The sequence below is a fragment of the Micromonospora sp. WMMD558 genome, from assembly GCF_049315255.1.
Classification (GTDB): domain Bacteria; phylum Actinomycetota; class Actinomycetes; order Mycobacteriales; family Micromonosporaceae; genus Micromonospora.
The window spans coordinates 5,302,262-5,313,321 of the sequence record NZ_CP186061.1 but is presented as its reverse complement, the minus strand read 5'-3'; the positions used below and the strand labels follow the sequence as shown (position 1 = coordinate 5,313,321).

The window sequence follows — 11,060 nt, the reverse complement described above, 5'->3', positions numbered from 1 at the left end:
GTTGTTTGACATGTCGATAGAGTTACGGCGGTCATGGCGGAGGGGAAACGCCCGGTAACATTCCGAACCCGGAAGCTAAGCCCTCCAGCGCCGATGGTACTGCACTCGGGAGGGTGTGGGAGAGTAGGACACCGCCGGACAATCTTCCAGTCGAGGGCCGCCCCATCCGGGTCGGCCCTCGACTGCGTGGCGCCCCAGGTGGCGCAATCAGGAAGGATGAACCTGTGAGCTCAGGACCGCACGGCGGCGATCGCCCGCGTCGATACGAAGACCGTCCGGCCGGCCGCGACGGCACCCCGCGCCGGGGCGACCGCCCGTCGTACCGCGACGACCGCGCCGGCGAGCGCGGCGGCGACCGCCGGGGCGAGTTCCGGTCCCGCGACGACGAGCGGCAGGGCGGCTTCCGGGACCGCGAGGGCTTCCGCGGCGACCGCCGCGAGGGCGGCGCCCGTGGTGGCGACCGCCAGGGATTCCGCGGCCCCGACCAGGGCTTCCGCCGCGAGGAGGGCTACCGGTCCGGCTCCCGTGAGGGTGGCTTCCGCAGTGACCGTGAGGGCGCTCGGGGCGGTGAGCGCCGTGAAGGTGGCTTCCGTGGCGGTGAGCGCCGCGAGGGCGGCTTCCGCGGTGGCGAGCGCCGTGAGGGTGGCTTCCGGGGCGGTGACCGTGAGGGTGGCTTCCGGGGCGGTGACCGTGAGGGTGGCTTCCGCGGTGGCGAGCGCCGTGAAGGTGGCTTCCGTGGCGGTGAGCGCCGTGAGGGTGGCTTCCGCGGTGGTGAGCGCCGTGAGGGTGGCTTCCGCGGTGACCGTGAGGGCGCTCGGGGCGGCGAGCGCCGTGAGGGTGGCTTCCGCGGTGACCGTGAGGGCGCTCGGGGCGGCGAGCGCCGTGAGGGTGGCTTCCGCGGTGACCGTGAGGGCGCTCGGGGCGGCGAGCGCCGTGAGGGTGGCTTCCGCGGTGACCGTGAGGGCGCTCGGGGCGGCGAGCGCCGTGAAGGTGGCTTCCGTGGCGGTGAGCGTCGCGAGGGTGGCTTCCGGGGCGACCGTGAGGGTGGCTTCCGCGGTGGTGAGCGTCGTGAGGGTGGCTACCGGGGCGGTGAGCGCCGTGAGGGTGGCTTCCGTGGCGGTGACCGTGAGGGTGGCTTCCGGGGCGGTGAGCGCCGTGAGGGTGGCTTCCGGGGCGGTGACCGTGAGGGTGGCTACCGGGGCGGTGAGCGCCGCGAGGGTGGCTACCGGGGTGGTGAGCGCCGTGAGGGTGGCTTCCGGGGCGACCGTGAGGGTGGCTTCCGCGGCGGTGAGCGTCGTGAAGGTGGCTTCCGGGGCGGTGAGCGCCGTGAGGGTGGCTTCCGGGGCGACCGTGAGGGTGGCTTCCGCGGTGGCGAGCGTCGTGAAGGTGGCTTCCGGGGCGGTGAGCGCCGTGAGGGTGGCTTCCGGGGCGACCGTGAGGGTGGCTTCCGCGGTGGCGAGCGCCGTGAGGGTGGCTTCCGGGGTGACCGCCGGGAGCGGCCCGAGGCCGAGACCGGGCCCGAGGCGCCGGCCGCGCCGATACTGTCCGACGAGATCGTCGCGACCGACCTGGACAAGGACGTCCGGGCGGAACTGCTCTCCCTGGCCAAGGGCGTGGCGGAGAAGGTCGCCCGGCACCTGGTCGCCACCGGTCAGCTGATCGACGAGGACCCGGCCGAGGCGCTGGCGCACGCCCTGGCGGCCCGCCGGCTCGCTTCGCGTATCGCCGCTGTCCGTGAGGCGGTCGGGCTGGCCGCGTACCACGCGGGGGAGTGGCAGACGGCGGTGGCCGAGCTGCGGACGTACCACCGGATGACCGGCCTCCAGAGCCACCTCGCCGTCCTCGCGGACTGCGAGCGGGCCCTGGGCCGCCCGGAGCGGGCCGTCGACCTGTTCCGGGGCGCGGACCGGACCAAGCTGGACCAGGCCGTGGCGATCGAGTTGCTGATCGTGGCCGCCGGAGCTCGCGGTGACCTGGGCCAGAAGGACGCGGCGGTGGCGATGCTCCAGGTTCCGGAGCTGACGAGTGACGCGGCCGAGCCGTGGACGTCCCGGCTGCGGTACGCGTACGCCGACGCGTTGCTCGCGGTGGGCCGCCGCGAGGAGGCCCGCGAGTGGTTCTCCCGCGCGGCGGAGGTCGACACCGACGGCGAGACCGACGCGGCCGAGCGCCTGCTGGAACTCGACGGTGTGGTGATCGAGGGCGACGACGAGGACGAGGTCGACGACTTCGCCGCCGGGCCCGGCGCGCCGGGGGCGGTTCCGGCGGAGCCGGACGCCGACCTCACCGGTGGAGGCGACGTCGAGCCGGCGACCGGCGCCGACGCCGCCGCAGGCGACCGTCGGGCCGCCGACGCCGAGGACCACACCGCCGACGACGCCGGCCGCGACACCGACGCCGACGTCGAGGTGGCGGCGGCCGGCGCGGGGACGGCGGTGCCGGACGCAGGTGCGGTCGCTGACGACCTGGCCGAGGACGAGCTCACCGACACCGAGGCGCGCCGCCTCGGGGGTGCGTCGTACCTCGGCGCGGCCGACGTCGACGAGGCCCGGCGCGACGAGCCGGGCGCCGACCGGCGATGACCGACGGGCGGCTGGTCGACGGGTACAGCCTGGTCGTCTTCGACCTGGACGGTGTGATCTACCTGATCGACCAGCCGATCCCCGGCGCGGTCGAGGCGGTCGGCCGGCTGCACGCCGAGGGGCGGGCGGTCGCGTACGCGACGAACAACGCCTCCCGCCGGTCGAGCGAGGTCGCCGACCTGCTCACCGGCATGGGCGTCGCCGCCCGGGCGGAGGAGGTCCTGACGTCCGCGGCCGCCGCCGCGGAGCTGCTCCGCGACCGGTACCCGGCGGCGGCGCCGGTCCTGGTGGTCGGCGCCGAGGCGCTGCGCGCCGAGGTCCGCGCCGCCGGGCTCACCCCGGTCAGCCGGGTCGAGGAGTCGCCGGTCGCGGTCGTCCAGGGGTACGGGCCGCAGGTCGGTTGGAGCGACCTCGCTGAAGCCGCGGTCGCGATCCGGGGCGGCGCGACCTGGATCGCCACCAACACCGACCGGACCCTGCCCAGCGGCCGTGGCCCGCTGCCCGGCAACGGCGCCCTGGTGGCCGCGCTGCGCACGGCGCTCAACCGCGACCCGGACGTGGTCGTGGGCAAGCCGGAGCCGCAACTGTTCGCCACCGCCGCCCGCCGCGCCCGCACCGGCCGGACGCTGGTCGTGGGCGACCGGCTGGACACCGACATCGAGGGCGCCGTCCGGGCCGGCCTGGACAGTCTGCTCGTACTCACCGGTGTCAGCGGCGTGGCCGAGCTGCTGGCCGCCGTTCCCGAGCGGCGGCCGACGTACGTGTCGGAGGACCTGGCGGGGCTCTTCGACCCGGCGGCCGCGGTGCGGGTGCCCGGCCCGGCGGAGGCCGCGGGCTGGTCGGCGACGGTGCGCGACGGGCGGGTGGAGCTCTCCGGTGCGGGACGCCCGCTGGACGCGCTGCCGGCGCTGTGCGCGGCGGCGTGGTCGGCGGCGGAACCGGTGTCGGTGCGGGCCACGTCGCCCGAGGCCGACCTGGCGCTCGCGGCGCTGGGTCTGCTCGCCGACTGACCCGGCGACCGCCCGCGGTCAGAGCAGCTTACGCAGCTTCATCAGGTCGAACGGGTTCGCTTTGATCGAGACCCGGCGGGACGCCACCGCGCGGGTCACGTCCAGCTCGCCGCGGACGAGGGCGAGCAGGTCGTCGCTGGTGGTGCTCATCGCGATCTTGGCCTTCGGGTCGTCGCCGTCGGCGAGGTCCACCAGGCGGCCGCCGGTGATCCGGCCGTGGAACGCGGTGTCCAGGTCGGTGATCCGGCAGGCGAGCGAGCGGTCCAGGTCGACCCGTTCCCGCACCGCCTCGGCGTTGCGGTCGAGCCGGGCGGCGAGATCCTGCAACGCCTGCCGGCACTCGTCCACGCTGGCCACCATCGCCCCCTCACGCCTGCGCCACGCACTCCCCGGCACCGTACCGCACGGCGGGTTCGGCCGGGCCCGGTAGCGTGAGGACCGCACACCCCCGCCCCGCGGAAGGACTCAGGCATGCAGGACGCGTGGCGCGCCTACCTCGAGCTGGCCATGGGCCTGACGGAGGCGCCCCGGAAGAAGGCACAGGAGGCGGTCCGCCGGCTCGTCGGCACGGGCGGCGCGACGGCCACCCAGCTGCAGGCGCTCGCCGAGGAGCTGATGTCGACCAGCGCGGCCAACCGGGAGGCGTTGACCAAGCTGGTCCGGTTCGAGGTGGACCGGGCGCTCGGGGCCGTCGGGCTCGCCACCGCCGACGAGGTGGCCGAGCTGACCCGCCGCGTGCACGAGCTGGAACGGCAGCTCCGCGAGGCCCGTACCGGCCCGGTCGCCACGGCCGCCGGCACGGGCGCCGCCGTCGGCGGTCCAGGCCCGGTCGCGCCGGCCGCCGGTGGACCGGCCGAGGGGGCGGCACCCGGTGCCGCCGAGCCCGCCACGCCGCCCTCGGCCGCCGCGCCCACCACGACGCCCGCCACCCCCGGCAGGGACGCGGCGCACGGGCCGGCCCCGGCGAGGGAGATCATGGCCAAGAAGGCTGTCGCGAAGAAGGCCGTGGCCAAGAAGGCGGTGGCGAAGAAGGCGGTGGCGAAGAAGGCGGTGGCGAAGAAGGCGGTGGCCACCCGGCCGTCCGCCGACCTGACGCCCACCGGCGAGCCGCCCGCCCCGCAACCGGCGAAGAAGGCACCGCGCAGGCAGCAGCCGGGCGGTGCGGCATGAACGGCGCCCCCGTCACCCGCCGCCCCGGGAGCCGGTCGTGACCGGCCCGGCCCGCCCCGGCCCGCCGCCCGGTGCGTCGGCGTCCGGCGTACCCCTGGGGGGTCGACCGGGCGGCGGCGGACCGCAGCCGGGCCCGCGGCCCGGACCGCCCGCCGGCCACCGGCCCGGGCCCCGTCCCGGGCCGCCCGCCGTGCCCGTCGGGGACGACGAGGAGGTACGGCACCCGGCCGTCGACGCCGCCGTGCAGGCGATGGTCAACGCCGCCGGGCTTCCGCCGGCCGACCAGATCGCGCAGTACGAGGCGGCCTACGAGACGCTGCGGGAGACCCTCGCCAGCATCGACCAGTCCTGAGGAGCCGGAGAACCACCGATGGCACGTCGTACACGGCTGGACGCCGAACTCGTCCGCCGCGGCCTGGCCCGCTCGCGCGAGCAGGCCGCCGCGCTGGTGGAGGCCGGCCGGGTCCAGCTGCGCGGGGTGCCGGCCCGCAAGCCCGCCGCGATGGTCGACCCCGCCGACCCGCTGCTGGTCACCGGTGCGGATCCGGGCTCGGAGTACGTCTCCCGCGGCGGGCACAAGCTCGCCGGCGCCCTGACGGCCTTCGGTACCGGCGGGCTGACCGTGGCCGGCCGGCGCTGCCTCGACGCGGGCGCCTCCACGGGCGGCTTCACCGACGTGCTGCTGCGCGCCCGGGCGGCCGAGGTGGCGGCCGTCGACGTCGGGTACGGGCAGCTCGCCTGGTCGCTCCGTACCGACCAACGGGTTCACGTGTTCGAGCGCACCAACGTCCGTACGCTCACCCCGGAGGCGATCGGCGGGCCGGTCGACCTGACCGTCGCCGACCTGTCCTTCATCTCCCTGCGGCTGGTGCTGCCGGCGCTCGCCGCCTGCACCCGGCCCGACGGCGACCTCGCGCTCATGGTCAAGCCGCAGTTCGAGGTCGGCAAGGATCGGGTCGGCGCCGGTGGCGTCGTCCGCGAGCCGGAACTGCGGGTCGAGGCGGTGCTGGACGTGGCCGCCGCGGCGGCGGGCCTCGGTCTCGGCCTCGCCGACGTGTGCGCCAGTCCACTGCCGGGGCCGAGCGGCAACGTCGAGTTCTTCGTATGGTTACGCCGGGGCGCGCCCACCGCCGATCCGGAGCGGGTGCGTGCCGTGGTGACGGCCGGGCCGGGGGGCCCGGCGTCCGGCGACCTGCCGGACACGGCGACGGAGGAGGTGGCCGGGTGAGCGAGCAGGCGAGCCCCGTGGCGCGCGGAAACGCCGACCGCGTGGTGCCGACGGGACGGCCGGCGCGGTGAGCCGGACCGCACTGCTGGTGACGCACACCGGGCGCCGGCGCAGCACCGAGCACGCCCGGGCGGTCGCCGCCGACCTCATCGCGGCCGGCTTCGTCGTCCGGGTGGTCGCCGAGGAGGCCGACGACTTGGACCTGCCCGGCGTCGTGCCGGTGACCGGCCCGGAGGCCGCCGAGGGCGCCGAGATCGTCTTCGCGCTCGGCGGGGACGGCACCTTCCTGCGGGCGGCCGAACTGGCCCGGCCGGCGAAGGTTCCGCTGCTCGGCATCAACCTGGGCAAGGTCGGTTTCCTCGCCGAGGCCGAGATCGACGACCTCGACTCCGCGGTCCGCGACGTCGTCGGCCGCAACTACACGGTGGACGAACGGCTGACGCTGGACGTGACCGCCGAGTTCGACGGCGGCCCGACGATCGAGTCCTGGGCGCTCAACGAGATCAGCGTCGAGAAGGGGGAGCGGGCCCAGATGCTCGAACTCCTCGTCGACGTCGACGGGCGGCCGCTGTCCCGGTACGGCTGCGACGGCGTCGTCTGCGCCACGCCCACCGGCTCGACGGCGTACGCGTTCTCCGGCGGCGGCCCGGTGGTCTGGCCGGAGGTCGAGGCCCTGCTGCTGGTGCCGATCAGCGCGCACGCGCTGTTCAGCCGGCCGCTGGTGACCGCGCCCACCTCCACGTTCGTCATCACCGTCGACCCGTTCACCACCCTGGCCGTGCTGTGCTGCGACGGGCGGCGGGTCTACGACCTGCCGCCGGGCGCGCGGGTGACGGTGCGCCGGGGCGGCCTGCCGGTGCGGATCGTGCGGCTGAAGGCCCGGCCGTTCACCGACCGGCTGGTGGCCAAGTTCGACCTGCCGGTGCACGGCTGGCGGGGCAACCGCCGCTGACGCTTCCTGCCGGCACTCCGGCCCGCCGCTGACGCGTCCTCCCGGGGCTTCGCCCGGCCGCCGTCGGTGTTCGCGCCCGGTAGCGGGCGCGGCGCAACCGGTGGTAACCCGCCGGACACCTGTGGTCCGGTGGGCAGCCGCGGGATGTCCACCTGGCGACATGTCGCCGGTGCGGCGTGCCGCACCTAGTGACCACCCCACGCGCTCCGTCGCAGACTCCGAGCGGTCGATCTCCCGGAGACCGGCCCTGGAGTAGAGGAGCGCATCGCATGCACTGGCCCCCACGCTGGCTCACCGCCGGCGCGGCCGGGGCGCTGGTGGTCGGCCTCGCCGCACCGGCGTCCGCCGACCCGCCCGCCCGGCCCACCGGCCCGAGCCCGGGCACGACCACCCCGGGCACCACCCCCGCCCGGATCACCCTTATCACCGGCGACCAGGTGGACCTCGTCCCGGCCGCACCCGGCCGGGTCGCCGCGACCGTCCGCCCCGGCCCCGGCCGGGAGCGGATCACCTTCCACACGATCGAGGCCGACGGTGGGCTGCGGGTGCTGCCGAGCGACGTCGTGCCGTACGTCTCCGCCGGCACCCTCGATCCCGATCTGTTCGACGTGCAGGAACTGCTCGCCGACGGGTACGGCGACGCGGCGCAGGGCGCCCTGCCGTTGATCGTGCGCTACCAGGAGAACGCCGCCGGCCGGGTTCGGCCGCTCACGGGTGCCACCGACGCCCGGCCGCTGGAGAGCATCAACGGCGCCGCGCTGCGCGTCGGCAAGGGCGACCTCGGCGGCCTGTGGACCACCCTGCGCGGCACGCCGGAGGCTCGGACCGCTGCCGGCACGCCCCGGCTCGGCGGCGGGATCGCCCGCGTCTGGCTGGACGAGCGGGTCCGCCCGGCGCTGGAGCACAGCGTGGCGCAGATCGGCACCCCGGCGGCCTGGGCGGCCGGTCGGGACGGCAGCGGCGTCACGGTGGCGGTGCTCGACACCGGCGTCGACGCTGCCCACCCCGATCTGGCCGGCCGGATCGCCGACGCGCAGGACTTCTCCGGCAGCGGCAGCCCTCGGGACGGGCACGGCCACGGCACCCACGTCGCCGCCACCATCGCCGGCAGCGGCGCCGCCTCGGAGGGACTGCGCAAGGGCGTCGCCCCCGGTGCCCGCCTGCTGGTCGGCAAGGTGCTCGACGACGGGGGCAGCGGCTACGCCTCGGGGATCATCGCGGGCATGGAGTGGGCCGCCCGCTCCGGCGCGAAGGTCGTCAACATGAGCCTCGGTGGCTCCGCGACCGACGGCACCGACCCGATGAGCCAGGCGCTCAACGATCTGACCGCCGAGACCGGCGCGCTGTTCGTGGTGGCCGCCGGCAACGAGGGCGCGCCGCGCAGCGTCGGCGCGCCGGGCGCGGCCGCCGCCGCGCTGACCGTCGGTGCGGTTGACCGCGACGACAACCTGGCGGACTTCTCCAGCCGTGGGCCGCGGCTCGGCGACAACGGCCTGAAGCCGGAGATCACCGCGCCGGGCGTCGGCATCGTTGCCGCCCGGGCCACTGGTACCGCCATGGGGACGCCGGTGGACGACGCCTACACCCGGGCGTCCGGTACCTCGATGGCGACCCCGCACATCGCCGGCGCGGCCGCGATCCTCGCCCAGGAGCACCCCGACTGGACAGCCGGCAAGCTCAAGGACGCGCTGGTCAGCACGACGAAGGCGAACCCGGAGCTGACCGTCTTCGAGCAGGGCGGCGGCCGGGTCGACGTGGCCCGGGCGCTCGGCCAGCGGGTGTACGGCTCGGCCACCGCCGACTTCGCCCGGGTGGTCTCCGGAGGCGCGGCGGTGGAGCGGACGGTGACCTACACCAACGGCACCACGGCACCGCAGACCCTGCGGCTGGCCCTCGACCTGCGCAACCAGGACAGCGGCGCGGCCGAGCCGGACGGGGTCACCGTCGGTTCGGCCGAGGTGACCGTGCCGGCCGGCGGCAGCGTGGCCGTGCCGCTACGCGCCGACCCGGCGAAGCTGGACCGCGGCCCGCACGGCGGCTGGCTGGTGGCCACCGGCGCGGACGGCGTCACGGTGCGTACCGCCGTCGGGCTCACCCTCAGCGGCCCGCAGCACGTCGTCACCGTGAAGGCGCTGGACATGCAGGGGCAGCCCGGCGCGGCACCCGTGGTGACCCTGTTCGGCGAGCACCCCGAGTCCGACCGGCTCTTCTTCCTCTTCCCCGGGATGGAGTGGCAGGTGCAGATCGAGGAGGGCCCGTACCTGCTCGAGGGGCTGATCGAGCACGGCGCTCCACTGGACGAGCAGGTCACGTTGGTCACCGACCCGGAGCTGATGGTCGACCGGGACATGACCGTGGTGCTCGACCCGCGCAAGGGCACCCCGGTGCGGATCGAGACGCCGAAGCCGACCGAGCAGCGGGCGGTGATCAGCTTCTACGAGCACCGGGTCTTCGGCAACGGCCGGCAGGTCGACCACGGCGTGATGACGTTCAGCACGGTACAGCAGGTGAACGTCACGCCGACCCGGGCGGTGCGGCAGGGCCAGTTCGAGTTCTCCTCGCGGTGGCAGTTGGTCGCCCCCCTGGTGGACGCCGAGGTCAGCAACGTCTCCGGTCCGCTGGACATCAACCTGCTGCACCAGTCGCCGGCTCCGGACGGCCGGCGGAAGCTGCCGCTGGTGTGGGCGGGCGACGGCAGCGCCGCCGAGCTGTCCCGAGCCGGGGTCCGAGGTGCGGCCGCGCTGGTCGCCGGTGACCCCGCACACGTTGCGGAGGATCAGCTGGTCGCCGATGCCGCCGCGGCGGGCGCCGCGATGGTGCTCATCGTCCGCCCGGCGGATTGGAGCGCGTGGACGGTCTGGGCTCCCGACGGGGACCGCCTTCCGATTCCGTCGATGGTGGTCGCCTACGACGACGGGCAGCGGATGATCGCGGCGGCGAAGGCCGGACGCGTGACGCTGGACCTGACGCTGACCCCGAACAGCCCCTACCTGTACGACGTGTGGCAGGTGTCGAAGGGGCGGGTCCCGGATCGCGTCGTGCACCGGGTGACCGCGGACAACACCGCCGAGGTGACCGCCCGCTACGCCGACACCGGCGGGTTCGACTGGGCCGGCGAGCAGCGGTTCGGCTGGCGGCCCTGGCAGCAGTACTCCTGGATGGACGAAAAGCGGCTGGTGCGTACCGGCACCACGCGGCAGGAGTTCGTCAGCGCCGGGGACAACTGGTGGCAGCAGCGGGTGCTGCACCGGCTCCCCTGGTCCTGGGGCCGGCTGACCGGGGGCGCCAGCCAGCAGCCCCGGCGGTACGCCGCCGATGACCGGATCACCGAGACCTGGCACGCTCCGGTGGTGCGCCCGGCGGTGCCGGCCGGCGGCGGGTTGCCGGTGCCGGCGCGTACCGGAGACACGCTGGACCTGCGGGTGGCCGAGTTCGTCGACGCCGACGGCCACTACAGCCCGGCCGGGTTCGGCGAGGAGCAGGACACCGTCGAGCGCCGGCTCAGCCGGGACGGGCGGCCGATCGCCGACCTCTCCGGCGGCTGGACGCCGGTGGCGACCACCGCGGGACCGGCTCGCTACCGGCTCGACCTGACCACGCGGCGCTCCTCGGAGGAGTGGCGCTGGGCCACCCGGACCGAGACGGCCTGGGAGTTCACCTCGGCCCGCCCTACCGGTGACGCCGCGCGGCCGCTGCCGCTGCTCCAGGTCGACTACCAGGTCCCGGCCGATCTGCGTGGCGAGGTGTCCGGCCGGCACGGGCACAAGCTCGGCGTGACGCTGCGCCAGCCGGCCGGCGTACCCGCCCCGAAGGGCACCAGCCTGCGGGTGGAGGTGTCGTTCGACTCCGGCGCGACGTGGCGGTCGGTGCCGGTGCGCGGGTCCGGCACCCGGTACACCGCGCAGCTGCCCGCCGGCAAGGGAGCGGTGTCGCTGCGGGTGCACGCCGCCGACCGCGCCGGCAACGTCGTCGACCAGACCGTGATCGACGCGTACGGGCTGCGCTGAGCCGGCGTCCGCGCGGGTCGATCCCCCCTGACCGCGCGGACGTCCCCGGCGGCCCGCCCGGCTGCCCGCCAGCAGTGGTGGGCGACCGGGCCGGGCCGCGGCCGGGGCCGC

Annotated in this window: 9 protein-coding genes and 1 rRNA gene; 8 read left to right on the top strand and 2 right to left on the bottom strand. The window is 75.9% G+C overall.

What is annotated here, in order from left to right; genetic code table 11:
• Positions 1-23: 23 nt before the first annotated feature.
• Positions 24-140, top strand: a 5S ribosomal RNA gene (gene rrf, locus ACN26Y_RS25315).
• A 90-nt stretch (positions 141-230) separates the two neighbouring features.
• On the opposite strand, the gene ACN26Y_RS25310 is transcribed toward rrf, so the two are convergent.
• On the bottom strand, positions 231-1,637 hold the full coding sequence (locus ACN26Y_RS25310) for a hypothetical protein (RefSeq protein WP_422734968.1): 1,407 nt from the start codon (positions 1,635-1,637) through the stop codon (positions 231-233).
• Here ACN26Y_RS25310 and ACN26Y_RS25305 point away from each other — a divergent pair.
• Positions 1,593-2,582 carry a Replicase polyprotein 1ab gene (locus tag ACN26Y_RS25305; protein WP_196255943.1) on the top strand — a complete coding sequence of 330 codons (990 nt, stop codon included), beginning with the start codon at positions 1,593-1,595 and terminating at the stop codon, positions 2,580-2,582. The genes ACN26Y_RS25310 and ACN26Y_RS25305 overlap by 45 nt on opposite strands.
• Positions 2,579-3,592, top strand: coding sequence for an HAD-IIA family hydrolase (locus tag ACN26Y_RS25300; protein WP_155332663.1), 1,014 nt, complete (start codon positions 2,579-2,581; stop codon positions 3,590-3,592). Before ACN26Y_RS25305 ends, ACN26Y_RS25300 begins: the two co-directional genes overlap by 4 nt.
• A gap of 18 nt (positions 3,593-3,610) precedes the next feature.
• Here ACN26Y_RS25300 and ACN26Y_RS25295 read toward each other — a convergent pair whose 3' ends face one another.
• Positions 3,611-3,949 carry an SCP2 sterol-binding domain-containing protein gene (locus tag ACN26Y_RS25295; protein ID WP_155332662.1) on the bottom strand — a complete coding sequence of 113 codons (339 nt, stop codon included), beginning with the start codon at positions 3,947-3,949 and terminating at the stop codon, positions 3,611-3,613.
• A 114-nt stretch (positions 3,950-4,063) separates the two neighbouring features.
• Here ACN26Y_RS25295 and ACN26Y_RS25290 point away from each other — a divergent pair, with 114 nt between their 5' ends.
• The 5 genes from ACN26Y_RS25290 to ACN26Y_RS25270 all read left to right on the top strand — a co-directional run bounded on the left by ACN26Y_RS25290 (position 4,064) and on the right by ACN26Y_RS25270 (position 10,949).
• Positions 4,064-4,762, top strand: a complete 699-nt coding sequence (locus ACN26Y_RS25290; protein ID WP_155332661.1) for a phasin family protein — start codon at positions 4,064-4,066, stop codon at positions 4,760-4,762.
• A 190-nt stretch (positions 4,763-4,952) separates the two neighbouring features.
• A complete protein-coding gene (locus tag ACN26Y_RS25285) occupies positions 4,953-5,114 on the top strand; it encodes a hypothetical protein (protein ID WP_155332660.1) in 162 nt (53 codons plus the stop codon).
• Positions 5,115-5,132: 18 nt separating this feature from the next.
• Positions 5,133-5,990 carry a TlyA family RNA methyltransferase gene (locus ACN26Y_RS25280; RefSeq protein WP_155332659.1) on the top strand — a complete coding sequence of 286 codons (858 nt, stop codon included), beginning with the start codon at positions 5,133-5,135 and terminating at the stop codon, positions 5,988-5,990.
• A 67-nt stretch (positions 5,991-6,057) separates the two neighbouring features.
• Positions 6,058-6,942: an NAD kinase gene (locus ACN26Y_RS25275; RefSeq protein WP_155332658.1), complete on the top strand. Its 885-nt coding sequence runs from the start codon at positions 6,058-6,060 to the stop codon at positions 6,940-6,942.
• Positions 6,943-7,211: 269 nt separating this feature from the next.
• Positions 7,212-10,949, top strand: a complete 3,738-nt coding sequence (locus tag ACN26Y_RS25270) for a S8 family serine peptidase (RefSeq protein WP_422733640.1) — start codon at positions 7,212-7,214, stop codon at positions 10,947-10,949.
• Positions 10,950-11,060: the final 111 nt, after the last annotated feature.